The organism is Agrobacterium sp. CNPSo 3708 (genome assembly GCF_028674915.1).
In the GTDB taxonomy this organism is placed as follows: domain Bacteria; phylum Pseudomonadota; class Alphaproteobacteria; order Rhizobiales; family Rhizobiaceae; genus Agrobacterium; species Agrobacterium cavarae.
The window spans coordinates 505,574-532,439 of sequence record NZ_JAQZSF010000001.1; the positions used below are offsets into that span (position 1 = coordinate 505,574).

Below are 26,866 nucleotides of genomic sequence, written 5' to 3' on the forward strand. Positions count from 1 at the left end.
GCGGCGGCCGGTGTTGTCCGATAACCGCGTCATTGTCGTTCCGTCCGGGCAGCGCCAATGTCCGCTGGAGCTTTTTCGCCATGGCGATATCGCTCGAGCATCTTTGCGCGCTTCACTACACCTTCACCCGCCTGTCCTGCAAGCGCGCAGGCATGGATAAAAGCATTCTGGCCCATTAGTTCGTCCATTTCGGCCCCGGTGAAGAGCTTGAAGGACGGTATTTCGTCGGCACCCGTACCGAGTGCCCAGGCCTTGCGAGCCTGATCCAGTTTGCGGACGCCATCGGCGGCAGCGTCGGTGGCGTGGAAGACAGCCAGCGCCTGCCCCGAACGGACGGCCGCATCGACCTTCATCGCGCCGCTGATGAACTGGCCCGCCTTGCGCGCCATGGTCATCATGCCCGTTACCTGCTGCGTCATCAGCCGGTCCAGCATCTCCAGGAGATCCGGCCCAGCCTTGACGTCCGTTTTCAAGGCGCGCGCAAAGAGCTTCTTTGCGATCGCCTTTTCCACCAGAGCGCGTTCGGCTGTTACCCAGCAACCGCGCCCCGGCAATTGGCGTTTCAGGTCCGGCACGACACTGCCGTCCGGGCCTGCGACGAAGCGGATCAGCTCATCTGGCGATCCGCTCTGTCGTGTTACAATGCACATCCGTCCATTGACGTTGCCTTCTGCCAGATCCTCATCGGAGCCGGCATCGGGTTCATGCGCCTGCGATATCATTCCTCAACGGCGGTATCCGCCTCCTCGGCAGCCTGCTGTTCAGCAGCCAGTTCTTCCTCGGTGATCCAGCCAGCCAGAAGGCGGGCCTGCAGAACCATGTTCTCCGCTTCCACGCGCGATACGTCGAGCTTGGAGAAGATGCCGTCGAATTTCTTGGTTTCGCCATCCTTGCGCTCGGTCCAGCCGACGAGGTCGTCGGCCGCACAGCCGGCAAAATCCTCGATCGTCTTGATGCCATCTTCGCCAAGAGCCACCATCATCTGCGATGTCAGGCCGTCGATCTGGCGTAGTTCGTCGGCAACGCCGAGTTCCTTGCGCTTGGCATCCATCTCCGCTTCGACGCGGTCGAGATACTCCTTGGCGCGCGTCTGGATTTCGACGGCGGTGTCTTCGTCGAAGCCGTCGATCGAGGAGATTTCATCCAGTTCGACATAGGCCAGTTCTTCGACCTGGGCGAAGCCTTCCGATGCCAGAACCTGGCCAACCATTTCGTCGACGTCGAGCGCTTCCATGAAGAGGTTGGTGCGCTCGTTGAATTCCTTCTGACGACGCTCGGACTCTTCCTGCTCCGTCATGATGTCGATGTCCCAGCCGGTCAGCTGCGAGGCGAGGCGAACGTTCTGACCGCGGCGGCCAATCGCAAGCGACAACTGCTCGTCGGGAACGACCACTTCGATACGCTCGGACTCTTCATCCAGAACGACCTTGGCCACTTCCGCAGGCTGCAAAGCGTTGACGATGAAGCTTGCAGGCTCCTGGCTCCACGGAATGATGTCGATCTTTTCGCCCTGAAGCTCGCCGACGACAGCCTGAACGCGCGAACCGCGCATACCGACGCAGGCACCGACCGGATCGATCGAGCTGTCGTTGGAAATCACGGCGATCTTGGCGCGCGAACCCGGGTCACGGGCAACCGACTTGATCTGGATGATGCCGTCGTAGATTTCCGGCACTTCCATGGTGAAGAGCTTGACCATGAACTGCGGATGGGTACGCGACAGGAAAATCTGCGGGCCACGCTGTTCGCGACGAACGTCATAGACATAAGCGCGGACGCGATCGCCGTAGCGCAGGTTTTCGCGCGGGATCATTTCGTCACGACGGATGATGCCTTCGCCGCGGCCGAGATCGACGATGACGTTGCCATATTCGACGCGCTTGACCGTGCCGTTGATGATTTCGCCGATGCGATCCTTGAACTCGTCGAACTGACGATCACGCTCGGCTTCACGCACCTTCTGGACGATGACCTGCTTGGCGGACTGGGCAGCGATACGGCCGAAATCCATGGGCGGCAGCGGATCGGCAATGAAGTCGCCGAGCTTGGCATCCGGGTTGCGGTCGCGCGCCAGTTCCAGCGGGATCTGGGTTGAATAATCTTCGGCCTTCTCGACCACTTCCAGAAGACGCTGCAGGCGGATTTCGCCGGTCTTGGAGTTGATGTCGGCGCGGATGTTGGTTTCGGAACCGTAACGCGAACGGGCGGCCTTCTGGATGGCATCGGCCATTGCGGCAAGCACGATCTCGCGGTCGATGACCTTTTCGCGCGCCACAGCATCGGCGATCTGCAGAAGCTCAAGCCGGTTAGCACTCACTGCCATTTTTTTGTCTCCGTAAGTCGCATGTTTGCGTGGGGTAAGGCCCCGAAAGGCCCCTCAAAAAATCAATCTTCGTCTGCTTCTTCGTTCTGATTGGCAGCAGCGGCCTTGGCCTGCTTGTCCGCCTTTAGCGCGTCACGAATAAGGTCGTCGGTCAAAACCAGCTTGGCATCCGACAGCGTGTTGAACGGGATCGTCACCACCGGCTCTTCGCCATAACCGATCTGGTCGCGTTCAAGCTTGAAGCTGTCCGCATCGACTTCCGCGATCTTGCCGCGAAAGCGCTTGCGGTTGTCCACCAGGATCGAGGTCTCGACCTTGACGAGATGTCCCTGCCAGCGGACGAAATCGGACTTGCGAACCATCGGACGATCGATGCCGGGCGAGGACACTTCCAGATGATACGCCTTTTCGACGGGATCTTCCACATCGAGAACCGGCGAAATGGCCATCGAGACGGCTTCGCAGTCCTGCACGGTCATGGTGCCGTCTTCACGTTCGGCCATGATCTGCAATGTCGAGCCATTCTGGCTGGAAAGCCGGACCCTGACAAGCACGAAACCCATTCCGGTCAGAATCGGCTCGATGATTTCGGCGATCCGCTGGTCGATGCCTGTTTCGGTTATCAGTCTGGGTTCGGCTGCTGCCATTATGCTCTTCCGGTCTTCCTCAAGCGGAACATCTGCTCCGGTTTGACAATCCGCCTAACGAAAAAGAGCGGGGCCTTGGGGACCCCACTCTTCATCAGACGATCAAGAATTTGAAACCGGATATAAACCCTTCGGGCCGGAATTGCAAGGTTTGCGGCGCAAATCCGAATATTCGATTTTTTCCGCCACAATTTTACCTTTGCGGCGTTTGAATGGGTGGTGTCACCACCACCGACCTTTATAGTACTTTCTGCCTGAACAGCAGTTGAAATCAATTGGATCGCTCGTGCCCGACCGTCAATCGCCACTCGCGCCACTCCGGCACCCGACCTACAAGCGCATCTGGTTCGCCAGCATCGCGTCCAACTTCGGCGGACTGATCCAGGCGGTGGGTGCCGCATGGATGATGACCGCGCTTTCGACCTCGGAAAACATGATCGCGCTGGTGCAGGCCTCCACCTCGCTGCCGATCATGCTGTTCTCGCTCATCTCCGGTGCGCTTGCCGACAGCTTCGACCGGCGCCGGATCATGCTTTCGGCGCAGTTCCTGATGTTGATCGCCTCGATAATGTTGACGGTCTTTGCCTGGGCCGACCTGCTGACGCCCTGGCTGCTCCTGTTCTTCACCTTCATGATCGGCTGCGGAACGGCGCTGAACAACCCGTCCTGGCAGGCGTCGGTTGGCGAGATGGTCCCCCGGGAAGACCTGCCCGCGGCGGTGACGCTCAACAGTGTCGGCTTCAACATCACGCGCAGCGTCGGCCCCGCCATTGGCGGCGTGATCGTTGCGGCGGCGGGTGCTGCCGCAGCCTTCCTCGTCAATGCGCTCAGCTACTTCACGCTGATCTATGCGCTGTTCAAATGGCAGCCACCTAAGAACAATTCCACGCTGCCGCGCGAGCAGCTCCTGGCCGCCATTTCCGCCGGCATGCGTTATGTGGCGATGTCGCCTAATATCGGCAAGGTGCTGGTGCGCGGCTTTCTCTTCGGCCTTTCGGCGAGTGCCATCCTCGCACTGATGCCGCTGGTGGCGCGCGATCTCGTCGAAGGCGGTCCGTTGACCTATGGTATCATGCTCGGTGCCTTCGGCGTCGGCGCGATTGGTGGCGCGCTGATCAGCGCGAGGCTGCGCGAAATGCTGAGCAGCGAATGGATCGTCCGCGTCGCCTTTCTCGGCTTTGCGCTGAGTGCCGGTGTGACGGCGATCAGCACCAACGCCATCATCACCAGCATCTTCCTGACGATCTCGGGGGCAAGCTGGGTTCTGGCGCTGTCCCTCTTCAACACGATCGTGCAGCTTTCGACCCCACGTTGGGTGGTGGGTCGCGCACTCTCGCTCTACCAGACACTGACCTTCGGCGGCATCGCCGTCGGCAGTTGGCTGTGGGGTTCGCTTGCGGAAGATCATGGGCTCACCTTCTCGCTTCTCTGTTCCTGCGTGCTGATGCTGCTCGGCGTCGTCGTCGGCTTCAAGCTCACCATGCCGGCCTTCGCCTCGCTGAACCTCGATCCGCTGAACCGCTTCGTCGAGCCGCCGCTGCGACTGGATGTGAAGCCGCGCAGCGGCCCGATCGCGATCATGGTGGATTACGAGATCGACGATGCCGATCTACCAGAGTTCATGGCGATCATGGCCGAGCGCCGCCGCATCCGCATTCGGGATGGCGCACGTAACTGGAGCCTGATGCGAGACCTCGAAAACCCGGACGTCTGGACGGAAATCTATCACGTGCCGACATGGGTGGAATATGTCCGCCACAACCACCGGCGAACCCAGGCCGATGCGGAAAGCTGGGATCGCATCCTGACGCTGCACAAGGGCAAGACCCGCCCGCGCGTCCACCGGATGATCGAACGGCAGGCCATCCCGCCGCAGGACGATATTTTCCACAAGGCCCATATCGATCCGCATTGAGTGGATCGGCCGCACTACTCAAGCACTATGCCGGGCTTACCTTAGCTTTGATTTCAACGACGCATCAGGGAAGCAGGTTGGCTTCAGACCATTCTTGGCCTGCCAATCGCCCAATGAACGGCGGGTCTTGAAGCCTGCAAGCCCATCCGCCTTGCCGACATCATAGCCTTTGGCGACCAGCGCCTTCTGCATGGCGAGCACGTCGGAGCGCAGCATGGAGCCGACATTGCCCCACTCCGCCTGGAACGGGCCTGCGGCATAAGCGATACGGTCGGCGAGATTGCCGATGAAAAGCGCGTAGAGGTCGGAGTTGTTATATTCCTTGATGACGTAGAAATTCGGCGTCACGACGAATTCCGGGCCGTGGCGACCAGCGGGAACCAGCATCATGCCGTCAGCGCTCAAGTCGTTGGATGGAAAACCTTTTCCAGAGACGCGAGTGATTCCCATCTTCGCCCATTGCGACACAGGCTTTGCCAGATCCGGGCCTTCCTGCGCGCAGGAAACATTGTCTGGTATGGAAACCTCAAAGCCCCAATCGCGATCTCTTTGCCAGCCGCGTTTGGATAGATAGTTGGCGATGGATGCCAACGCGTCCGGTACCGAATTCCAGATATCGCGATGGCCGTCACCATCGAAATCGACGGCGTATTTCAAATAGCTCGACGGCATGAATTGCGGTTGGCCGAGGGCTCCGGCCCATGAGCCCATCATCCGCGAGGGCGGCACGTCACCGCTTTCGGCGATCTTCAGCGCGTCGATCAGCTCGGCGCGAAACATCTCTTTGCGAGTCGAGGCATAGGCCTTGGTGGCCAGTACATCGATGACGGAATTTGGCAGCTTCGCGCGACCGAAACCGGACTCGCGGCCCCAGATCGCAACGACGATGTTGCCCGGGACGCCATAGGTGGCTTCGATGCGCTTAAGCGTCGCCGCGTGGGTGGCAGCAAGCGAGCGACCCGTTGCTGCCAGACCCTGCAGACGTTTTTCAGAAAAATATGCGCCGGGAGAAGAGAACTCGGCCTGGCTCTGGGCCTGCTCCTTCGGCGGCTTCTGCCCAGGCACCAGGACATCCGGCAGCTTCCAATTGATCGACAAGCCGGTGAGCGCTGCCTCGAGCGTTTTTTGCGACACGCCGGCTTTGCGCGCCTCCGGCCAGATTTCCCGCTTCAGCCAGGCATTGAACTCCGCGTCATATTTCGCGGCAGCAGCCCCCGTCGGAACAGCCTGCGCCGAGGCGGTGCCAGATGAGAGAAGAGAAATAGCGGCGGCAAGTGCAAGGCCGATGGTGTGAGCGCGCATTCGGTCTCCTTAGTCTTTAAGTGAGTTCAAATTGCCGTGCGGGCGCGAAGCGCCGCGGTCAACGTACCTTCGTCGAGATAGTCCAGCTCGCCGCCAACCGGCACGCCGTGGGCAAGGCGGGTGATCTTGACGCCAAGGTCGGTCAGACGGTCGGTGATGTAATGTGCGGTCGCCTGGCCCTCGACAGTGGCGTTGACGGCGATGATCAGCTCGCGAATGCCGCCGACACTGACCCTGTCGATCAGGCCCTTGATGTTGAGATCTTCCGGGCCGACACCATCCAGCGGCGAGAGCGTACCGCCCAGCACGTGGTATGCCGTGTTCATCGCCCCTGCCCGCTCCAGCGCCCAGAGATCGGACACGTCTTCCACCACGATGATCACCGCCTGGTCGCGCTGCACATCGGAGCAGACCGTGCAGGGATCGATCGTATCGACATTACCGCAGCAGGAGCAGATCTTGACCTTGTGATAGGCTTCGTCCATGGCATGTCCAAGGGGACCCAGCAACTGCTCCTTCTTCTTGATGAGGTGCAGCGCCGCGCGGCGCGCAGAGCGGGGGCCAAGTCCCGGCACCTTTGCCAGAAGCTGGATCAGTTTTTCGATTTCAGGACCGGTGACTCGTTTTGCCATGGAGCGTTTCTACTGCATTAATCGTTGAACGGGAATCGCGAAGCGCGAAAGGCATCTCATGAAAATTCAGGCGATTTGTCGCGCGGATGCGCAAACGCTCCCCGGCAAGACATCCAAGACCGGCATCTTCAAGCACGCGCTAAGTGGGCCTGTGATGGTCGATGCGCAAGGGATCGTCGGTGATGCCGTCTGTAACCGCAAGCATCACGGCGGGCCGGACCAGGCGATCTATGCCATGGGTTCGGGCGATCTCGACTTCTGGGTAAATGATCTTGGCCACGCCGTCGAGCCCGGATTCTTCGGCGAGAACCTGGTGATCGAAGGCATCGACAGCGCCACGCTCTGCGTCGGCGATCGGCTAGGGCTCCAACAGGTCACGCTGGAAGTCACCGCCGCGCGCATACCCTGCGCCACGCTCACAGCGCGCGTTGGCGACCCGCAATTTGCCCGGCGCTTTCGCAATGCCGGTCATCCCGGATTTTACTGCCGGGTGCTCCAATCAGGCATGATAGAAGCCGGAGAGAGCGTGACCTTCACACCCTATAACGGAACGAAACTTCCGATCCCGGTCATCCTGCAGCGTTTTCGGCCCAACCGCCTGACGCAGGAAGAGCGTGCCGCTTTTCTCGACACGCCCCTTGCCAGCCGCTTTCGCGCGATGATCGCCTAAGTCTTATTGGCTTGCGTCGCCCAAGGCCGACGCAGGTTTTTTAGAACGGGAACTTCATGCCGGGCGGGATGGGCAGGCCAGCGGTCAGGCCAGCCATCTTTTCCTGTGCCTGGGCTTCGCCCTTTTCCTTGGCATCCTTGTGGGCTGCGACGATCAGGTCTTCGAGGATTTCGACTTCGTCTTCCTTGAAGAGCGACGGATCGATCTTCAAGGCGCGCATTTCGCCCTTGCCATTGAGGGTCACGGTGACGAGACCACCACCGGACGCGCCATGGACTTCGAGTGCGGCAATTTCTTCCTGCACCTTCTCCATCTTGGCCTGCATTTCCTTGACCTTGCCCATCATGCCCATAATGTCACGCATGGCTGAAACTCCTGTTTTTCGTTGTTGGGGCGGATGATGCGAACGCGGTCGGCATCGTCGCCTTCGCCGCTTTGTTCAAAACTCGATATCGTCGCCGGGAAGAATGTCGCCTTCGCTGGATTCAGCCACGGAAGGCGGCGCGGTATCTTCGATCTCTTCCTGCACGGGGGCGCGAATGCGAACGTCGGTGATCTTCGCGCCGGGAAACTGAGCGAGGATTGCCGCAACATCCGGATCCTGCCGCGCGTCGACCAAGCGAGCATTACGCGCATTGCCTTCCGCTTCCACGAGCGTCGGCTCGCCCTCGTCCTTGCTGAGGCTGACGATCCAGTGGATGCCCGTCCATTCCTTCAGCTTGACGCCGAGTTCGCCCGGAAGCGAGCCCGGAGCACCTTCACCAAGGCGCATGTCGAGACGGCCGGGCTCGATCTTAACCAGACGCACGAAGTTGCGAACCTTGGCGCGCATGACGGGATCGCGATTTTTCTGCGCCAGATCGGCGATGTCCTGCACCGATGTGACCGGCACCCTGGGCTCAGGGCGCTCTTCGGTACGAGGCGCTGCAACCTGCATGTCCTGCGGGCGGCTGTCAGGCACGGCGCGCAGCATGGCGGTCGGCTGGGGTGCGGATTGCATCTGAGGCGATGTCTGCGCCGAAGCGACAGCTTGCGTCGTGCCATAGGCGCGCGCGCCGCCACCATTACCATTGCCGCCACCACCGGCGGGACCGCCATTCGGCATGGCGCCAGCACCGTTTGAAAGCTCTTCCAGACGGCGGGCCGCATCTTCCGGCGCCGGCAAATTGGCGGCATGCGATAGGCGGATCAATACCATTTCGGCAGCACCGGCAGGGCGCGAGGCATTCTCCGCTTCCGGAATACCCTTCAGCAACATCTGCCAGATACGAGAAAGGGTAGAGACGGCGACACTTTCGGCAAATTCGGCACCGCGAACCCGCTCGACCTCCGAAAGCGACGGATCTTCTACCGCATCCGGCACATATTTCATGCGCGTCACGAGATGGGTGAAATCGGCGAGATCGTTCAGGACGACCACGGGGCTTGCGCCCGCTTCATACTGCGCGTTGAATTCGGAGAGCGCGGATGCCACATCGCCCTTGATGATGTGCTGGAAGAGATCAACGATGCGGGCGCGATCGGCAAGACCCAGCATGCCACGCACCGCATCGGCCTCGACGCGGCCGCTGCCATGGGCGATCGCCTGATCGAGCAGCGAGAGACCGTCACGCGCCGAGCCTTCGGCTGCGCGCGCAATCATCGACAGCGCCTGCGGCTCGGCCTCGAAACCTTCCTTGGATGCGATCGCCGTGAACAGTCCCACAAGGTCGGCGGCGCTGATGCGGCGAAGATCGAAACGCTGGCAGCGCGACAGAACAGTGATCGGAACCTTGCGGATTTCGGTGGTGGCGAAGATGAACTTCACGTGCTCCGGCGGCTCTTCGAGCGTCTTCAACAGGCCGTTGAACGCCTGCGTCGAGAGCATGTGCACTTCGTCGATGATGTAGACTTTGTAGCGCGCCGAGACCGGGCGATAACGCACCTGCTCGATGATCTCGCGAATATCGTCGATACCCGTATGCGAGGCGGCGTCCATCTCGATCACGTCGACATGGCGACCTTCCATGATCGCCTGGCAATGCTCGCCGGGGATGCGCAGATCGATGGTGGGCTTGTCGATTTCGGGCGTCTTGTAGTTCAAAGCCCGCGCCAGAATACGGGCGGTGGTGGTCTTGCCGACACCGCGCACACCGGTCAGCATATAGGCCTGGGCGATACGGCCGGTTTCGAACGCATTGGTCAGCGTGCGAACCATCGGCTCCTGCCCGACCATCAGATCGGAGAAATCCTTGGGGCGGTATTTGCGCGCCAAAACCCGGTAACCTGTACCCTGCTCTTTTGTCTGGGGCATATTGGTTCCGGTGTCGCTCATCGCCTCGCCAGTTTTCGAAGTGGGGCCCGCTTCAGGCTCAACTGGCCCGGCGAAGCAGAGCGTGTCTTAAAAAGAAGGGTGGGAGGCTGGCACGGCGACCCGTGCCTGGCTCGTTAGGGCTGCTTCCTTCCGGACCTGACCCGGTTGGCGAGTGGCTCGTCCACCACCAACCTCCCGGCGCCACATATCGGCAATAATAGAAGCAAATGCAAGTCAGGCCTTAAAAAAACTGCTATCTCTGTGAAAACAGTTCGTTATTAAGCGCGAACTGCGGCGCAAGACCGCGGACCATTTTAGGGAGGATGCCTTGGGCCCATTCCACCTGGACGAAAGACTGGCGCGCGACAGCGTCCTGATTACCACGCTTGGCCTTTGCCAGTTGCGGCTGCAGAACGATTGCCGCTGGCCCTGGGTGGTGCTGGTCCCTCAACGCAACGATGTCAGCGAATTGTTCGACCTCACCCCACTCGATCAGGCCGTGCTGACGTTTGAGACCAACCTTGTCGCTTCGGCGCTGAAGGATCTGACGGGAGCCGTGAAAATCAATGTCGGTGCGCTTGGCAACATCGTCCGCCAACTCCATGTGCATATCATTGCCCGTAACGAAGGCGATCCGTGCTGGCCTGGGCCGATCTGGGGACAGGGAACCCCAGTGCCTTACGCCGAACACGACAAACAGGATTTCATAAAGAAACTGGCTGGCGCACTCTGATGACTTCAAATCGCATTTTCGATACGACCTCGCCACATCCCGAACCCTCCGCTCTGACGGCCTTTGCGCAAAACGATCTTGACCGCCTAGCCGAAAATCGCAACGAGACCTGTGTAGCCGACGCCTTGAAGGTGGAAGGCACCCATCTTCTGGCCTTTGCCGGCAACAAGCTGATCCTCAAGCATGACGATCAGGTCCTCGATCCTCTGTTTGCCGCCTATGAACTGGCGGAGCTCGATCCCGATTTCGATCAGGCGATTCTACTGGGCTACAGAGAAAATGGCGAACCGCGTGTCGCCGTTCCGGTCAAGATTGCCGAAGAGGCGCTTGCCAGCCACTATAAGGCAGCGGATGCGCGCACGCTCTATCGCGACCAGTTGATCGGAGAGGAACTGTTGGGCGAAGTGGCGCAAGCTGTCAGCCTTGTGAACTGGAACGCCGACAACAAATTCTGCGGTCGCTGCGGCGACCAGATGGAGCTTCGGATTGGTGGCTATAAGCGCATCTGTTCCGGCTGCGGCCACACGATCTTTCCGCGCACCGATCCCGTCGTCATCATGCTGACGATCGATCTGGAGCGGGACCTTTGCCTGCTCGGTCGCGGCGCGCATTTTCCGCCGGGCATGTATTCCTGCCTCGCGGGCTTCGTGGAGCCCGGCGAGACGATCGAAAACGCCGTGCGTCGCGAGACGCGGGAAGAATCCGCCATTGAGGTCGGGCGCGTTCGCTACCATGCCTCACAGCCATGGCCGATGCCCCACACGCTGATGATCGGCTGCTTTGCTGAAGCGCTGTCCTTCGACATCAGACGTGACGATGCGGAGCTGGAGGATTGCCGCTGGTTTACCCGTGAGGAGGTCGCGGAACTTCTGCAGATGACGGGGGCCAATGGTCAGTTACCGCCACCGAAAGGTGCCATAGCCCATCGGCTGATGCGCGACTGGATCGAGTGGGACGGCGCGGCTTAAGCGCTCTCCGCCCGACCATAAGAGGATCGTAGTCTGTTCAGGAATTGCCGCTGGTTTGACATTCGCAGGCGGCCAACGGCATTCCTGGATCGACTGTTAGACGGTGTTGAAATTGCCGCGCATGGCGTGGCCCTTATAGACACCGAGAATGCGGACCTTCTCGGAGAAGAACTTCAGCTCTTCCAGTGCATGCCGGACCGGCTCGTCCTCAGGATGGCCTTCGATATCGGCGTAAAACTGCGTCGCGACGAACTTGCCGCCGATCTGGTAGCTTTCGAGCTTCGTCATATTGATGCCGTTGGTGGCAAAGCCACCCATGGCCTTATAGAGCGCTGCCGGAATATTGCGGACATTGAAGACGAAGGTGGTGACGATCACGTCCTGTGGCGTGGTGCGCTTCACCCATTGCTCATCGCGCGACAACACGACGAATCGGGTGACGTTGTTTTCGGAGTCCTCGACATTCTCAGCAAGAATATCCAGTCCGTAAAGCGACGAGGCCAAGCGGGGCGCGAGAGCTGCCATGCTACGATCGCCCTTTTCCGACACCAGCTTTGCAGCGCCGGCGGTATCGCCTGCAACAACCGCCTTCCAGCCGTTGGAGCGAATGATCTTGCGGCACTGGCCGAGGGCGTGGATATGGCTGTGGACCGTCTTGATCTCATCCTTCTGCACACCGGGCAGCACCATCAGCTGGAAGCGGATCGGCATGAAATATTCGCCGATGATGTGCAGGCGCGATTCCGGAAGCAGGTGATGAATATCTGCCACGCGTCCGGCCAGTGTGTTTTCGATCGGGATCATCGCCAGATCGGCGTCGCCATTTTCCAGCGCATTGAACGCATCTTCGAAGGTCGGGCACGGCAGCGGGTCCATATCCGGAAAGACATCGCGAGAGGCCATGTCGGAATTTGCGCCATATTCGCCCTGGAAGGCAATGCGATTGCTGCTGGTCATGGTACGATCTTCAATTCTGTCTGTTGGCAAGGATCTTGCGGGCGGTCTCAAGCTGCGGCTGGGTGTCGACGCCGAGTGGAATGGAGCGCACGATCTCCGCATCGATCCGCATGCCGGCTTCCAGTGCGCGCAACTGTTCGAGGCTCTCGCGCAGCTCAAGCACGGACGGCTTCAGTGACACGAATTTCTCCAGCGCGGCACGCCGATAGGTGTAGAGCCCAATATGATGGTAGAGCGGTCCGTTGCCATAGGGCGCCGTCGCGCGCGTAAAATAGAGCGCACGAAGACGGGTTTGCGAAAGCGGGCTGCCGACGATCTTGACGATGCTCGGATTGGTCTTTTCATCCTCGTCGGTGATCGGCACGGTCAGGGTGGCGATATCGACCTCAGGATTGTCCATCGGCAGCAGCGAGGCGCGAATCGTTTCCGGCTCAATGGTCGGAAGATCGCCTTGAACATTGATGACGAATTCGGCGCGGCCCTCCGGATCGGCCTTTTGCAAGGCTTCGTAGATGCGGTCGGAGCCGGATTGGTGATCGTTCCGGGTCATGATGACATCGAAACCGGCCGACCTGACCGCGTCGAAAACGCGCTCGTCATCCACCGCGACAACGATGCGTTCGGCGCCTGCTTCGCGGGCGCGCAAGGCAACCTGAACGATCATCGGCTTGCCGTTAATGTCGGCCAAAGGCTTGCCCGGAAGGCGGGTCGAGGCCATTCGTGCGGGAATAAGCACGATAGCTTTTTCGAAATTTCGATTATTCATCCGACACCCTTCAAATTCCGCCGGAAAAGTGGCAATACGTCACGGGGGCGGAGAGCATATTCAAGTTGCGCAGGCTGTGCAAAAGCCATAGCTTTCACGCAATTTCAAGATGCCCGTTTCATGCAAACGGTTGTGAGGGAGCGCAAATCAATGAATTCACGGGTTAATATGGCGGTCGGTGCGTTTCTTGGCACGATCTTCGTCCTTATGACGGTATCAATAGCCTCGGACGCAATTTTCCATTCCGCTGCCCCGGAAAAGGAAGGCTATACGATCGTTGCAGAGACATCCGGTGCAGGCGAGGCCGCCGGAGGCGCAGCCGAGGCGCCTGCAACACCGATTGCCAAGCTTCTTGCAACTGCCGATGCCGCCAAGGGCGAAACCGTGTTCAAGAAATGCACGAGCTGTCACACCGGGGACAAGGGCGGCCCCAATAAAGTCGGCCCTAACCTCTTCGACGTGGTCAACCGCCCGATCGCCAGCCACGCAGGCTTCAGCTATTCCGCTGGCATGAAGGATTTCTCCAAGGGTAGCTCCGAGAAGTGGGACTACGATCACTTGAGCTACTTCATCGAAGCACCGAAGAAGCATGTCCCTGGCACGGCCATGGGCTTTGCAGGCATCAAGAAGGAAACAGAGCGCGCCGATCTCATCGCCTATTTGCGCACGCTGTCCGACAATCCGGCCCCGCTGCCGGCTCCAAATGCACCTGCGGCACCGATGCCGACGAACTAACCAGCATGAATTTCAAAAGCCCGGGCGACCGGGCTTTTTTGTGCCTTCGGGAGCGGCGCAATCATGCGGCCGCCTTGTTGGGCTTGCTGGCCGTCTCGCTATTGGCCTCATGTTCCACCGTGTGACGGCGGGAGAACAGCCTGCCAAGAGCTTGGCCCGCACGCTCCATCTCGACGAAAATCACCGGCGTGATGAAGAGAGTAAGGACCTGTGACACCAGCAGGCCGCCGACCACCGCGACACCCAAGGGCTGGCGAAGTTCGGAACTGGCACCGGAGCCAAGCGCGATCGGCAATGCACCAAGAAGCGCGCAGAAGGTCGTCATCATGATCGGGCGGAAACGGCGGACGCAGGCCTCGTGGATGGCGACCGCCGCCGCCTCTCCCTTGCTGCGCATATTGTCCACCGCCACGTCGATCATCATGATCGCATTCTTCTTGACGATGCCGATCAGCATCAGAAGGCCGATCAGGGCGATGATGGAAAAGTCCATACCCATGATTTTAAGCGCCAGAAGTGCGCCGAAGGCGGCCGCCGGCAGGCCCGACAGAATGGTGAGCGGATGGATGAAGCTTTCATAGAGAACGCCCAGCACCACGTAGATGGTCAGCACCGCGGCCAATATCAGCAGACCGGTATTGCCCTGTGACTGCTGGAAGATCGCTGCCGTGCCGCCATAGGTGGTGAAGACGTCGTTAGGAAGGCCGATCTGCGCCTTGACCTGGTCGATGCGCTGCATGGCCTGGCTCAGCGAGACACCATCCGGCAGATTGAAGGAGATGGTGGTCGAGACCAGCTGTCCCGTCTGGTTGATGGCGACCGGCGCCGGCTTGCTCTCCACCGTGGCAAAGTTGGACAGCGGTACCAGCGTGTTGGTCTTGGTGGAAAGAATATTGATGTCGCGCAGGGAGTCTGCGGTCCAGGGCTTGGAGCGATCGAACTCGACGATCACATTATAGCTGTTGCCCGTCGATTGGATCTGGGCGGCGTCATAGCCACCAAAAGACATTTCCAACGTCTTGCGCAGCTGATCGTTGGTAATGCCGTAGGCTGCCGCCTTCTCGGAATTAATCACGATGGTTGCGGCAATTGCGCCATTCTGCGCGTCAGATGTGACGGACGTGAATGTCGGGTCCTTGCGCATCTCGTCCATCAGCTTGCCCGACCAAAGGCTTGTGGCATCGGCGCTCAGGCCCTGTACGACGAGCTGATATTGCGAGGCCGAACTGCGGCCGCCAAAGCGGAGGCTCTGCTGCGGCGTGATGTAGGTTCTGATACCGGGAATCTTCGCGGTTGCCTTGGTCAACTCAGCCAGTGTCTGCTGGAGCGGTTCTCGATCCGCTTTCGGCTTTAACTGCACGAACATGGAGCCGTTGTTCAGCGGGCTGCGCGAACCGCCGCCAACGATGGAGGTGACATGCAGGACGGCGGGATTGGTGCGGATCGCTGCCGCCACCTGGTTCTGCAGGTCACTCATGTCGGTATAGGAAATGTCCTCACGCGCACGGGTCGAGACCGACAGCTGGCCAATGTCTTCCTGCGGAAAGAAGCTGGATGGCAGGGTCCAGAACAACAGGCCGGATGCTGCGACCGAGCCCAGGAAGCACAAAAGAACAAAGCCGCGATGGCGCAGGCACCATCCGACGGCGCGGTCGTAAACGCCAAGGGTGCGGTCGAAACCGGCATCGAACCAGCGAATGATCGCCGGCGGTCTGGAGGAATGAGACGACAGGCGCGAAGCGAGCATCGGCGTCACCGTCAGGGACACGAGCGCCGATGCCAGGATGGCGAGCGTCACCACCATGCCGAATTCGTTGAACAGACGGCCAACCACGCCACCCATCAGAAGAATAGGGATGAACACGGCAACGAGCGATATCGACATGGACAGAATGGTGGAACTGACTTCCGCTGCACCTTTGAGTGCGGCCTCACGCATGGGCAGCCCCTCTTCATGCAGGCGCAGAATATTCTCCAGCATGACGATGGCATCATCCACGACGAGACCGACCGAGAGCGTCAGCCCCAAAAGCGAGATGTTGTCGATGCTGTATCCCAGGACATACATGGCGCCGAAGGCCGCAATCAGCGACAGGGGAACGGCAAGGCCCGGAATGATGGTCGCGGTCAGGTGTCCGGTGAACAGATAGATGACCAGAACAACGAGCGCGATTGTCAGGAACAGTGTGAACTGAACATCCGAAACGGCGTCCTTGATGGCAACGGACGTGTCGTTCATGACATGGATGTTGATCGAGGGCGGCAATTGTTCGCGAAGCGCCGGCAACTTGTCCTGGATGGCTTTCACCACATCGACCGTATTGGCATCCGACTGGCGCTGGACGGCGAGAATGATGGCGGGTTCGCCGTCGAACCAGCTGCCGGCATCCGGATTGTCCACGCCATCCTGGACATTGGCGACATCGCCCAGATGGATCGGCGCACCGTTTGCGGTGGCGACGACCAGCGACTTGAACTCCTCTGCATTGGTTCTTTGCGTATCGGCATCGATCGTCAGGCGCTGGCTCTTGTTTTCCAGCGCGCCGACCGGGACCTGATTGTTCGCCTGTGCAATGGCTGTCGTGACCGTATCGACGCCAAGATTGCGGGCCTGAAGTTTGGAGGGTTCGAGACCCACGCGGACAGCATAGGTTTTTGCGCCGTAAACACTCACCTGCGCCACGCCTGAAATTGTCGAAAGCAGCGGCGAGATGATGTTCTCCGCAATATCGTCCACCTTGCTTGCCGGCATTTCCTTGCTGTTGACGGCCAGCAACAGGACCGGCGCGTCCGCCGGGTTGGTTTTGCGGTAGCTCGGCGCGGTGGTCATGTTGCTCGGCAACTGTCGCTGCGCGCGCGAAATGGCCGCCTGCACATCCGCTGCAGCTGCGTCGATATCGCGGTTCAGGTCGAACTGGATGACGATGGAGGTGTTGCCGAGCGTGTTGGTGGCGCTGATTTCACTGATGCCGGGAATGGTCTCGAACTGCTTGACGAGCGGTGTCGTGACCGAGGTCGCCATGGTCTCCGGCGAGGCACCGGAGAGTGACGCAGAGACGTTGATGGTGGGAAAGTCCACTTTTGGCAACGCCGCCACAGGCAGCAGCCTGTAGCCGGCGAAGCCAGCGAGCGTCAGCCCGATCGCAAGAAGGATTGTCGCGACGGGGCGATTGATGCAAAAACGTGCGATCACTGGGCAATCTCCGTGGCGGGCGCGTTCTGTGCAACTTTGTTTGGCTGACCGGCCGCAGCTTCCGGCGTATCGACGACCGTCTGACCATCCGTCAGTTCAGACTGCCCTTCGACGATGATGCGTTGTCCGGCAGAGAGGCCGCTGGCGATCGCCGTCATATTGCCGTTCGAGCGGATGACATCGACAGGCGTCATGTGAACATGGTGGCTGTCATCCACGGTATAGACGAATTGCCCGTTCGGTCCTGCCCTCAGCGCCACTGTCGGCACAACGATCTGCTTCTGATCCGACTGGAAGTGAACGACGACATCGGCGGACTGACCGGGCCAGACGAGGCCCTTGTCGTTCTTGAACGCGGCCTTGACCAGCACCGTACCCGATGCCTGATCGACGGTGTTGTCGAAATAGGCAAGCTTTCCCTGGATCGCCGTTCCGCCGGTTGCCACCGGGTCGATATCGACCGTCGCGCCGTTTTTCATCCCTTCACGCAGTTGCTCCAGATAGCGCTGGGGCAGCCTGAACTGCATGTAAATCGGATCGTAACGGGTGATGCTGACAATCGTCACACCGGCGCTGAGATAGGCGCCAGGGCTAATGGTGATGATGCCGAGGCGACCATTATAGGGCGCGCGGATTTCGGTGTCCTGAAGGGTTGCCTCGTCGGACTGCAATGTTGCCTTGTCGGCATCGATCTTGGCAGCGGCCATGTCGCGGGCTGCGCGGGCCTGATCCAGCACCTGTTGGGACTCAGCACTCTGTTTGGCAAGCGCGGTCGCGCGATCGAATGCCGCCTGCGCCTGCGCCAGACTGGCCTGATCGGACGCGATGTTGGCCTTGTCCTTGGCAACGGCAGCGCTCGCAAAGCGATCATCCATCTTGATGATGAGATCGCCCGCCTTGACCTCCTGGCCACTCGTGGCGGCCACAGACGCGACCGTACCCGCTTCACGCGGGGCGATGTTGGTGGAATCCGCAGCAACAGCCCACCCGGTCGCTTCCACATCCATCGGCAAGGCCGCTTCTTCGACCGTGACTGTGGAAACCGCAGGCGGACCGCCATTGCGCCGCCCGCCGCCCTGGCCCTTCGCCCGGTCGTGACCGCCGCCATCCTGGGCGGCGGCCTTATCTCCCCCGGCCTTTCCATCAGCAGAAGCCGTGTGCGTCACGGCCCCTTGCGAAGCGACGAAAGGCAACGATTTGATATAGGGGATCTCGTCACGAAACGGCCAAGCCGCAACAGCGACGACAACCAGTATGCTGAAGAGTATCCAGATTTTTTTCATGCGGGGGGTCCGACTTGATGGAGAAAGCCGCGATACGCCCACCGTATCGTTGAGACCTTCCAGTCTCAGGAAACATCCTTATCACGCCAAAATCACCTTAAGTTTTGGTAACATGGACAAGTTTCAATTTTGGGAGGGATTAAGAGTGCGCAAAGCAATTACAAGAAGAGTCACTTGCAATGCGCTCGATCTTTGTGAATTCAAAAATATCGTGAGAATTTGTAAGCGCAAAATGGCGGACAGGGTGGGATTCGAACCCACGGTACGCTTTCACGCACACACGCGTTCCAGGCGTGCGCCTTAAACCACTCGGCCACCTGTCCTTCTTTACAATCTGCATGTTTGGGAAATGCAAATCACTGGAACGGCGCGATATATACCGATGAATTCGCGGCGATCAACCCGATTCTGACAGTTTTTTTAAATGTCTGTGAAAAGGCTGTTCATGAGGAGATTGCAAAGCGCTGCTTCGGACTTTATCCAGAACCAGGAGAAGGTCGCCTTGGGCGACTGTCCTGTTAAGTAAGCCGCCGGGGAGTCCTGCCATGAAAGCCTTGTTCCGGTTTCTTAGCTTTCTGCTTCTTCTGTGCGCAATTGGCGTTGGCGTCTTCGATTCCATCCGCTCGGTTTCCACATCCTCCGTCGATCTCTTGAGCTTTCGCGAAGGCTGGGCGGAAGTTTTTCCTTCCTCGCTTGCCATGGCAGAAAGCGTGACGGCACACTATATTCACCCGGAAGCGTGGCGCTGGATCGAAAACGGCCTGAATGCCGTTCCTGCCTTCGCGGTTCTTCTTGGTCTTTCGCTGCTTTTCTGGATGGCAGGCTACCGAAAGCCAAGACCGCTCGGTCGTTTTGCGGCCTGACGATACCAGCATCCCACACTGCATGAGAGCGGAACGCGGCGCCGATCGCCGCAGGGAGACTGCAATGTTTGGATTCGATACCCTTTCAAAAAAGACAGTGATGCCGACCGCAGAGACCGCGATCCCCGGCCGGGATGAGGCGGTGGTCGTGCCGGAACACCATTTCGTCAATGGAAGAAGCCTGAAAGGTCCCTACCCCGACGGGTTTGAAACGATCTATCTCGGAATGGGCTGCTTCTGGGGTGCAGAACGGCTGTTCTGGAAGACGCCCGGCGTCTATGTCACCGCAGTGGGCTACTCCGGTGGAATGACCCGTAACCCGCACTACCAGGAAACCACGACAGGGCTGACCGGCCATGCCGAGGTGGTCAAGGTGGTCTATGACCCGTCACAGGTGACGCTGGCTCAACTCCTGAAGATCTTCTTTGAAGAACATGATCCGACCCAGGGCATGCGTCAGGGGAACGATGTCGGCACGACCTATCGCTCGGTAATCTATACGACCAATGATGCGCAACTCGCCGAAGCCAAGGCCGCCCGCGATTCCTTCCAACAAGCGCTGGAAACGGCCGGTCATCGTCCGAAGATCACCACCGAGATCGAGCCGCTCGATATCTTCTATTATGCCGAGGACTACCATCAGCAATATCTCGCCAAGAACCCGGGCGGCTATTGCGGATTGAGGGGAACCGGCGTGACCTGCAACATCGCCTAGTTGTATGGCAACTGCCCGGTGGAAGAGATTAAAAAACCACCAGAAAAGAGGTTTTCCACCGGGCAAAAAAAACGGGTGAATTTTTCTCGCAGCCGTGCAAGGATGCTCCTCACGCTCAGCCCACAAGGCTGGCTTTTCCGCAGAACATGCCCAGCATAAGGGCTTGCGGGAGGACCCTTTTTAATAAAATTAAACTGCAACAACAGGGCTGCAAAATGAAAAAATCCCTTCTGACGCTTTTCGCGCTTGCTGCGATGTCGGCTTCCGCCTTGGCCGCGGATATCAAGCCTGCACTGGTCTACGGAACGGGCGGCAAGTTCGACAAGTCGTTCAACGAAGCTGCTGCAACGGGCGCTGAGAAGTTCAAGTCTGAAACCGGCATCGAGTTCCGCGATTTCGAGCCGACCAGCGACACGCAGGGTGAACAGGCGATCCGCAACTTCGCAAGCCGCGGCTTCAATCCGGTGGTTGCAGTGTCCTTTGCCTGGACCTCCGCCATGGAGAAAGTGGCTAAAGAATTTCCCGACACCAAGTTCGTGATCGTCGACTCCGTCGTCGACCTGCCGAATGTGCGCTCGGTCGTCTACAAGGAAGAAGAAGGCTCCTACCTCGTGGGTCTGCTCGCCGGCATGGCGTCCAAGACCGGCAAGGTCGGCTTCATCGGCGGCATGGACATTCCGCTGATCCGCAAATTCGCCTGCGGCTACGCCCAGGGCGCCAAGGCTGCCAACGACAAGATCGAAGTCTTCCAGAACATGACCGGCACGACGGGTGCAGCCTGGAACGACCCGGTGCGTGGCGGTGAACTGACCAAGAACCAGATCGACCAGGGCGCGGACGTGATCTACGCGGCAGCCGGTGCGACGGGTCTCGGCGTTCTCCAGACTGCAGCCGACAACAAGAAGTACTCGATCGGCGTCGATTCCAACCAGAACCACCTGCATCCGGGCTCGGTTCTGACATCGATGGTCAAGCGCGTCGATCTCGCCGTCTACAACGCGTTCAAGGACGTCAAAGACGACAAGTTCACCGCTGGCGTCAACGCGCTCGGCGTCAAGGAAGATGGCGTGGCTTATGCTGTCGATGACAACAACAAGGCTCTGATCACGCCTGAAATGGCGGCAGCTGCCGACAAGGCGAAAGCAGACATCATCTCCGGCGCCGTCAAGGTTCACGACTACATGTCGGACAATTCCTGCCCGAAATGATATGAAATTTGACAGGGGCGCATGATGTTTTTCATCTTGCGCCCTTTTCATATCCAGCCTTCGGAGAGGTTTTGGTTTGAGTATGAACCCTGCAATCGAGCTCGTGGGCATCGACAAGTCGTTCGGTGCCGTTCACGCCAATAAAAATATCAATCTGACCGTTGCCAAGGGGACGATCCACGGCATCATCGGGGAAAACGGTGCCGGCAAGTCGACCCTGATGTCGATCCTTTACGGCTTCTATCAGGCCGATTCCGGTGAAATCCGGGTCAACGGCAACCCCGTTACCATCAAGGACAGCCAGGCTGCCATCGACGCCGGTATCGGCATGGTGCACCAGCACTTCATGCTGGTCGAAAATTTTTCCGTGCTGGAAAATGTCATGCTCGGTGCGGAGGGCGGCGCTCTTCTGTCCAAAGGCACGGCGGCCACCCGCAAGGAACTGAAGCGCCTTGAGAATGAATATGGCCTCGAGGTCAATCCGGATGCGATCATCGAGGATCTGCCGGTCGGACTGCAGCAGCGCGTGGAAATCTTGAAAGCCATGTATCGCGGCGCGGAAATCCTGATCCTCGACGAGCCGACCGGCGTTTTGACGCCTGCTGAAGCCGATCACCTGTTCAAGATACTGAGCGTGTTGCGCGACCAGGGCAAGACGGTCATCCTCATCACCCACAAGCTGCGCGAAATCATGGCGATTACCGACGAGGTCTCCGTCATGCGCCGCGGCGAGATGGTGGCGACGCGCAAGACGTCGGAGACGACGGTGGAAGAACTGGCCGAGTTGATGGTCGGTCGCCGCGTTCTGCTGCGCGTCGAAAAGGGTGAAGCCAAGCCTGGCGAGGTTCTTTTTTCGGTCCGTAATCTGACGGTGAAGGACAGCCGTGGCGTGACCATGGTGGACAATGTTTCCTTCGATGTGCGCGCTGGCGAAATCGTCGGCATTGCGGGCGTTGCCGGAAACGGTCAGTCCGAACTCCTGGAAGCCATTGCCGGAATTCGCAAGCCGCATTCGGGTGAAATCCTGATCGGTGGCAAGCAGGTGGACAAGGTCGATCCGGCCATCTTGCGCCAACTCGGTCTGGCCCATATCCCGGAAGACCGCCACCATATGGGTCTGATCTTGAAGTTCGAGGAATATGAGAATTCGATCCTCGGCTATCATCGTGACGAACGCTATGGAAAAGGTCCGTTTCTCGATCCCGAAGCCATTCGCAAGGATGCGGTCGAAAAGATCGAGAAATACGATATCCGCCCGCCAAATGCCCGGCTGAAGACCGCCAATTTTTCCGGGGGCAACCAGCAGAAGATCGTCGTTGCGCGCGAAATCGAGCGCGACCCGAGCATGCTGATCATTGGCCAGCCAACGCGTGGCGTCGATATCGGTGCGATCGAGTTCATTCACCGCCGCATCATCGACATGCGCGATGCGGGCAAGGCCATACTTCTGGTCTCCGTTGAACTGGATGAAATCCGCTCGCTCTCGGACCGCATTCTGGTAATGTTTGCCGGCCGGGTCGTTGGAGAAAAGACGGCGGAAGCCGAAGAACAGACGCTGGGCCTGATGATGGCCGGCATTGCCGCATAAGGCCACACACATGAGTACAGCTTCCGTTCCCCTGCCCGGTTGGATCACATACGGCGTTCTGCCGTTTCTGAACATCCTGACGGCCTTCTTCATCTCAGGCCTCGTCGTCTGGTCGATCGGCGAAGATCCCTTCGCAGCCCTTCGGCTCTTGATCGAGGGCGCGCTCGGTCGTGGCGACGCCATTGGCTTTACCCTGTTCTACACGACGAGCTTCATCTTCACCGGGCTTTCCGTCGCCGTCGCCTTCCATGCCGGGCTTTTCAATATCGGCTCTGAAGGACAGGCCTATATCGGTGGTCTGGGTGCGGCACTCGTGGCGCTCACGCTCGACCGTTACGTTCCCTGGTATGTGACGATGCCTTTCGCCGTCATCGGTGCCGCTGTCTTCGGCGCTGCCTGGGCGTTCATTCCCGGCTGGCTGCAGGCCAAGCGCGGCAGCCACATCGTCATCACCACGATCATGTTCAACTTCATTGCCGCGGCATTGATGGTCTATCTGCTCGTCAACGTGCTGATCGTTCCGGGCAAGATGGCGCCGGAAACCCGCACATTCCTGCCCGGCGGACAGTTGCCGAAGCTCGACTGGCTGATGGCATTGTTCGGCCTCAAGCTTGGCCCCGCACCCTTCAATGTGTCCTTCATCATCGCGCTCGTCATGGCGTTTCTGGTGTGGGTGCTGATCTGGCGTACCAAGCTTGGCTATGAGATGCGCGCCCTCGGTTTCAGCCCGCAAGCGGCTATCTATGCCGGCATGCCCTACTCACGCACGGTCATCATCACCATGCTGATCTCCGGCGGTCTTGCCGGCATGATGGCGTTGAACCCGGTCATGGGGGCGTCAGCCCGTCTTCAGGTGGAGTTCGTCGCAGGTGCCGGCTTCGTCGGGATTGCCGTCTCGCTGATGGGCAGAAGCCATCCACTTGGCATCGTCTTTGCGGCGCTGCTCTTCGGCATTCTCTATCAGGGCGGCGCGGATCTTTCGTTTGAAATGCCCAACATCACCCGTGAGATGATCGTCGTCATCCAGGGTCTGGTGATCCTGTTCGCCGGTGCCCTTGAATTTATGTATCGCCCCGCGCTTGTGCGCATCTACCAGAATTTCGTGAAGAGGTAAGGCCATGGAAAGCTTCGACATGCTGGTCAGCATTCTCGGTTCGACCGTCCGCCTGACCATTCCGCTTCTGTTTACCGCCCTTGCGGGGTTATTCTCCGAACGCGCCGGCGTGTTCGATATCGGTCTGGAAGGCAAGATGCTGGCTGCCGCCTTCGCATCCGCCTGCGTTGCCTATCTGACCAAAGACCCGTGGGCTGGCCTTGCCGCCGGCATCGGTATCTCGATCTTCTTCTCGCTGGTGCATGGCTTCGCCGTCATCACCAACCGCGGCAACCAGATCGTCTCCGGCGTGGCTCTGAACTTCGTCGCCGCTGGCCTCACCGTCGTTCTGGGTCAAGCCTGGTTCGGCCAGGGCGGACGCACGCCGCAGATCACCGGCGAAGGCCGCTTCACGCCGATCATTCTGCCGGGTGTAGACATGATGCGTGAGGTGCCCTTCATCGGCCCTCTCTACGCCAATGTCATTTCCGGCAACAACATCTTGACGTATCTTGCCTTCCTGGCCGTGCCGATTTCCTGGTGGGTGCTTTACCGCACGCGCTTTGGCCTTCGTCTGCGCGCTGTCGGTGAGAACCCAGGTGCCGTAGATACGGCTGGCATTTCGGTGGCATGGATGCGCTTCCGCGCCGTCATCGTTGCCGGTTTCCTGTGCGGCTTTGCCGGTACCTATCTTGCCGTTGCGCAGTCGGCAGCCTTCATTGCCAACATGTCTGCCGGCAAGGGCTATATTGCACTTGCCGCTCTGATCTTCGCCAAGTGGAAGCCGGTCCCGGTCATGTTTGCCTGCCTTCTCTTCGGCTTCCTCGATGCGATGGCGAACTTCATGCAGGGCAAGGCGATCCCCGGCATCGGCGAAGTGCCGGTGCAGATCTTCCAGGCGCTGCCCTATATCCTCACCTGCATTCTGCTCGCCGGTTTCATCGGCGTTGCCAAGCCGCCAAAGGCCGGTGGTGTTGCCTACTCCAAGGAGCGTTGATCGATGCTGAACGAACCGACGACCCACGCGCTCTTCGAAGCCGCCCGTGAGGCCATGGGCTTTGCCCATGCGCCCTACTCGAAGTTCCCTGTTGGCGCTGCGATCCGTGCCGAAGACGGCAAAGTCTACAAGGGCGCCAATATCGAAAACCTGTCCTTCCCGCAGGGCTGGTGCGCGGAGCCTTCCGCCATCAGCGCCATGGTGATGGGCGGCGCCAAGCAGATCAAGGAGATCGCCGTCATCGCAGAAAAGCTGGCGCTCTGCCCGCCTTGCGGCGGCTGCCGCCAGAAGATTGCCGAGTTCGCCACGCCCGAGACCAAGGTCTATCTCTGTGACGAGAGCGGCGTGCAGAAGGTGATGACCATGGACGAACTTTTGCCCTTCAGCTTCAAGACCGAGTTGTAAGATGGATCACGCGATCATCGACGTTTTGGTGGAACGGCTGAATGGGCTTGTTCCCCGCACAGCCATCGTGCTCGGCTCCGGCCTCGGCGTGCTGGTGGATGAGGTGGTGGACCCGATCCGCATCCCTTATGCGGACATTCCGGGCTTTCCGGAAAGCGCCGTCTCCGGCCATGCTGGCGAAGTGGTAGCCGGGTATCTGGGCGGTCAGCCGGTCATCATGCTGTCCGGCCGTGTGCATTACTACGAAAGGGGCGATGCCTCGGCCATGCGTCCCGCGATCGAGGCGCTGGCGGGTATCGGCGTACAGTCGCTGATCCTCACCAATTCCGCAGGCTCGGTTCGCCAGGACATGCCGCCCGGATCGGTGATGCAGATTACCGACCACATCAACTATTCCGGCATGAACCCGCTGATCGGCGAGGAGAGCGATAAGCGCTTCGTCGGCATGACCAGCGCTTACGATGCGGATATGACGCTTGCCATGCGCAATGCGGCCATCCGTGCAACCGTGCCGCTGTTTTCCGGCGTCTATATGTGGTTTTCCGGACCAAGCTTTGAAACGCCGGCGGAAATTCGCATGGCGCGCACGCTCGGTGCCGATGCTGTGGGCATGTCCACCGTACCGGAAGTGATCCTTGCGCGCTTTTTCGGGATGCGCGTTGCCGCAGCTTCCGTTATTACCAATTACGGTGCCGGCATGACCGGTGCTGAACTGAGCCATGACGAGACAAAAGACATGGCTCCGATCGGCGGTAAACGCCTTGCCGCTGTTTTAACGGAAATGATTTCGGGAGGAAACTAAGCATGGAACTTCAGCGCCCGCGCGAAGCAGCCAGCCTCGCTTTGTCCTTGCTGGACCTGACAAATCTGAAAGACGATTGCACGCCCGAGCAAATCGTCAGCCTCTGCCAGAGAGCGCACACGCAGTTCGGCAATACGGCTGCCATCTGCATCTGGCCGCGTTTCGTCGCGCAGGCGCGCGCGGCCTTCGGCAACAATCATTCGATCCGCATTGCCACCGTCGTCAATTTTCCATCGGGCGACCTGGATGTCGCGACCGTTGTTGGCGAAACCGAGCACGCCATCCGCGATGGCGCCGACGAAATCGATCTCGTCATCCCCTACCGTAAATTCATCGCAGGCGATGAAGTATCGGTCGCCGAGATGGTCGCAGCCGTTCGCAAGGCCTGCCCAGAACCGATCCTGCTGAAAGTCATCCTCGAAACGGGCGAGTTGAAGGACAAGACGCTCATCCGCCGTGGCAGCGAAATTGCCATTGCCGAAGGGGCTGACTTTATCAAGACCTCCACCGGCAAGGTCGCGGTCAATGCGACGCTGGAAGCGGCCGACATCATACTGCAGGCCATCCGCGACAGCAGGAAGAAGGTCGGCTTCAAGCCCGCGGGCGGGATTGGCACGGTTGCCGATGCGACGCTTTACCTGCGTCTGGCAGAAACCATCATGCAGCCCAATTGGGCCATGCCCTCCACCTTCCGCTTCGGAGCCTCCAGCCTGCTGGATGACGTCTTGACCGTTCTGGCGGGTGGCGAGCCGGCCAAAGCCGCCAGCGGATATTGATC

25 protein-coding genes, 1 tRNA gene and 1 other RNA gene are annotated in these 26,866 nt (G+C 59.5%); 14 read left to right on the forward strand and 13 right to left on the reverse strand.

All coding sequences use genetic code 11. From position 1 onward, the window contains the following. Positions 1 to 29 precede the first annotated feature (29 nt). The 3 genes from PVA19_RS02355 to rimP form a co-directional block, all read right to left on the reverse strand. Entirely contained in the window at positions 30 to 722 is a 693-nt protein-coding gene (locus PVA19_RS02355; RefSeq protein ID WP_062427182.1) for an RNA-binding protein, read from the reverse strand. Continuing rightward, positions 719 to 2,323, reverse strand: coding sequence for a transcription termination factor NusA (gene nusA / locus PVA19_RS02360; RefSeq protein ID WP_062443141.1), 1,605 nt, complete (start codon positions 2,321 to 2,323; stop codon positions 719 to 721). The genes PVA19_RS02355 and nusA overlap by 4 nt, the downstream gene beginning before the upstream one ends. Positions 2,324 to 2,385: 62 nt before the next feature. Beyond that, a complete protein-coding gene (gene rimP, locus PVA19_RS02365) occupies positions 2,386 to 2,970 on the reverse strand; it encodes a ribosome maturation factor RimP (RefSeq protein WP_062443144.1) in 585 nt (194 codons plus the stop codon). A 286-nt stretch (positions 2,971 to 3,256) separates the two neighbouring features. Between rimP and PVA19_RS02370 the strand changes: the two genes are divergently transcribed. Further along, positions 3,257 to 4,885, forward strand: coding sequence for an MFS transporter (locus PVA19_RS02370; protein ID WP_062427320.1), 1,629 nt, complete (start codon positions 3,257 to 3,259; stop codon positions 4,883 to 4,885). 36 nt (positions 4,886 to 4,921) lie between these two features. Here PVA19_RS02370 and PVA19_RS02375 read toward each other — a convergent pair whose 3' ends face one another. Together PVA19_RS02375 and recR are read right to left on the reverse strand one after the other, a co-directional pair. After that, positions 4,922 to 6,187, reverse strand: coding sequence for a lytic murein transglycosylase (locus PVA19_RS02375; protein ID WP_274101020.1), 1,266 nt, complete (start codon positions 6,185 to 6,187; stop codon positions 4,922 to 4,924). A 26-nt stretch (positions 6,188 to 6,213) separates the two neighbouring features. Then, the gene (gene recR / locus PVA19_RS02380; RefSeq protein ID WP_062427187.1) at positions 6,214 to 6,819 is read right to left on the reverse strand and encodes a recombination mediator RecR; all 606 of its coding nucleotides are present in this window, start codon (positions 6,817 to 6,819) and stop codon (positions 6,214 to 6,216) included. 58 nt (positions 6,820 to 6,877) lie between these two features. Between recR and PVA19_RS02385 the strand changes: the two genes are divergently transcribed. After that, positions 6,878 to 7,489 (forward strand): MOSC domain-containing protein, encoded by a 612-nt coding sequence (locus tag PVA19_RS02385; RefSeq protein ID WP_274101021.1) that lies wholly within the window; start codon positions 6,878 to 6,880, stop codon positions 7,487 to 7,489. A gap of 40 nt (positions 7,490 to 7,529) precedes the next feature. Here the strand turns inward: PVA19_RS02385 and PVA19_RS02390 are convergent, their stop codons facing one another. The 3 genes from PVA19_RS02390 to ffs form a co-directional block, all read right to left on the reverse strand. Continuing rightward, entirely contained in the window at positions 7,530 to 7,853 is a 324-nt protein-coding gene (locus PVA19_RS02390; RefSeq protein ID WP_274101022.1) for a YbaB/EbfC family nucleoid-associated protein, read from the reverse strand. Positions 7,854 to 7,928: 75 nt separating this feature from the next. Next, positions 7,929 to 9,803 (reverse strand): DNA polymerase III subunit gamma/tau, encoded by a 1,875-nt coding sequence (locus PVA19_RS02395; protein ID WP_440598379.1) that lies wholly within the window; start codon positions 9,801 to 9,803, stop codon positions 7,929 to 7,931. Positions 9,804 to 9,881: 78 nt separating this feature from the next. Further along, positions 9,882 to 9,978, reverse strand: an RNA gene (gene ffs, locus PVA19_RS02400) — signal recognition particle sRNA small type. Between the two features lie 132 nt (positions 9,979 to 10,110). Between ffs and PVA19_RS02405 the strand changes: the two genes are divergently transcribed. Together PVA19_RS02405 and nudC are read left to right on the forward strand one after the other, a co-directional pair. Further along, positions 10,111 to 10,515 (forward strand): HIT domain-containing protein, encoded by a 405-nt coding sequence (locus PVA19_RS02405; protein WP_112358173.1) that lies wholly within the window; start codon positions 10,111 to 10,113, stop codon positions 10,513 to 10,515. Then, a complete protein-coding gene (gene nudC, locus PVA19_RS02410) occupies positions 10,515 to 11,483 on the forward strand; it encodes an NAD(+) diphosphatase (protein ID WP_113272923.1) in 969 nt (322 codons plus the stop codon). Before PVA19_RS02405 ends, nudC begins: the two co-directional genes overlap by 1 nt. 96 nt (positions 11,484 to 11,579) lie before the next feature. Here the strand turns inward: nudC and PVA19_RS02415 are convergent, their stop codons facing one another. Together PVA19_RS02415 and PVA19_RS02420 are read right to left on the reverse strand one after the other, a co-directional pair. Next, entirely contained in the window at positions 11,580 to 12,440 is an 861-nt protein-coding gene (locus PVA19_RS02415; protein WP_062599145.1) for a prephenate dehydratase, read from the reverse strand. Between the two features lie 10 nt (positions 12,441 to 12,450). Continuing rightward, positions 12,451 to 13,206 carry a 3-deoxy-manno-octulosonate cytidylyltransferase gene (locus PVA19_RS02420; protein WP_113266371.1) on the reverse strand — a complete coding sequence of 252 codons (756 nt, stop codon included), beginning with the start codon at positions 13,204 to 13,206 and terminating at the stop codon, positions 12,451 to 12,453. A gap of 150 nt (positions 13,207 to 13,356) precedes the next feature. On the opposite strand from PVA19_RS02420, the gene PVA19_RS02425 reads away from it, so the two are divergent. After that, positions 13,357 to 13,941, forward strand: a complete 585-nt coding sequence (locus PVA19_RS02425; protein WP_274101024.1) for a c-type cytochrome — start codon at positions 13,357 to 13,359, stop codon at positions 13,939 to 13,941. 61 nt (positions 13,942 to 14,002) lie between these two features. Here PVA19_RS02425 and PVA19_RS02430 read toward each other — a convergent pair whose 3' ends face one another. From PVA19_RS02430 to PVA19_RS02440, 3 genes are all read right to left on the reverse strand, one after another. After that, on the reverse strand, positions 14,003 to 17,134 hold the full coding sequence (locus PVA19_RS02430) for an efflux RND transporter permease subunit (protein ID WP_112358176.1): 3,132 nt from the start codon (positions 17,132 to 17,134) through the stop codon (positions 14,003 to 14,005). Next, the gene (locus PVA19_RS02435; protein ID WP_274101025.1) at positions 17,131 to 18,417 is read right to left on the reverse strand and encodes an efflux RND transporter periplasmic adaptor subunit; all 1,287 of its coding nucleotides are present in this window, start codon (positions 18,415 to 18,417) and stop codon (positions 17,131 to 17,133) included. Before PVA19_RS02435 ends, PVA19_RS02430 begins: the two co-directional genes overlap by 4 nt. A 233-nt stretch (positions 18,418 to 18,650) precedes the next feature. Beyond that, positions 18,651 to 18,740: transfer RNA gene (locus PVA19_RS02440), tRNA-Ser, on the reverse strand. Positions 18,741 to 18,962: 222 nt separating this feature from the next. Here PVA19_RS02440 and PVA19_RS02445 point away from each other — a divergent pair. From PVA19_RS02445 to deoC, 9 genes are all read left to right on the forward strand, one after another. Then, complete coding sequence (locus PVA19_RS02445; RefSeq protein ID WP_062427198.1) at positions 18,963 to 19,280, forward strand: hypothetical protein; 318 nt, start codon at positions 18,963 to 18,965, stop codon at positions 19,278 to 19,280. A gap of 64 nt (positions 19,281 to 19,344) precedes the next feature. Continuing rightward, a complete protein-coding gene (msrA, locus tag PVA19_RS02450) occupies positions 19,345 to 19,995 on the forward strand; it encodes a peptide-methionine (S)-S-oxide reductase MsrA (RefSeq protein ID WP_274101026.1) in 651 nt (216 codons plus the stop codon). A 215-nt stretch (positions 19,996 to 20,210) separates the two neighbouring features. After that, entirely contained in the window at positions 20,211 to 21,203 is a 993-nt protein-coding gene (locus tag PVA19_RS02455) for a BMP family lipoprotein (protein WP_062443185.1), read from the forward strand. 82 nt (positions 21,204 to 21,285) lie between these two features. Beyond that, positions 21,286 to 22,791, forward strand: a complete 1,506-nt coding sequence (locus tag PVA19_RS02460; RefSeq protein WP_113266373.1) for an ABC transporter ATP-binding protein — start codon at positions 21,286 to 21,288, stop codon at positions 22,789 to 22,791. Positions 22,792 to 22,801: 10 nt separating this feature from the next. Beyond that, the gene (locus tag PVA19_RS02465; RefSeq protein WP_274101027.1) at positions 22,802 to 23,905 is read left to right on the forward strand and encodes an ABC transporter permease; all 1,104 of its coding nucleotides are present in this window, start codon (positions 22,802 to 22,804) and stop codon (positions 23,903 to 23,905) included. A 4-nt stretch (positions 23,906 to 23,909) separates the two neighbouring features. Further along, entirely contained in the window at positions 23,910 to 24,881 is a 972-nt protein-coding gene (locus PVA19_RS02470; protein ID WP_062427203.1) for an ABC transporter permease, read from the forward strand. A gap of 3 nt (positions 24,882 to 24,884) precedes the next feature. After that, positions 24,885 to 25,286, forward strand: a complete 402-nt coding sequence (locus tag PVA19_RS02475; RefSeq protein WP_112955415.1) for a cytidine deaminase — start codon at positions 24,885 to 24,887, stop codon at positions 25,284 to 25,286. A 1-nt stretch (position 25,287) separates the two neighbouring features. Then, on the forward strand, positions 25,288 to 26,088 hold the full coding sequence (locus tag PVA19_RS02480) for a purine-nucleoside phosphorylase (protein ID WP_274101028.1): 801 nt from the start codon (positions 25,288 to 25,290) through the stop codon (positions 26,086 to 26,088). Positions 26,089 to 26,090: 2 nt separating this feature from the next. After that, positions 26,091 to 26,864: a deoxyribose-phosphate aldolase gene (gene deoC, locus PVA19_RS02485; protein ID WP_274101029.1), complete on the forward strand. Its 774-nt coding sequence runs from the start codon at positions 26,091 to 26,093 to the stop codon at positions 26,862 to 26,864. The last annotated feature ends 2 nt before the right edge of the window (positions 26,865 to 26,866 follow it).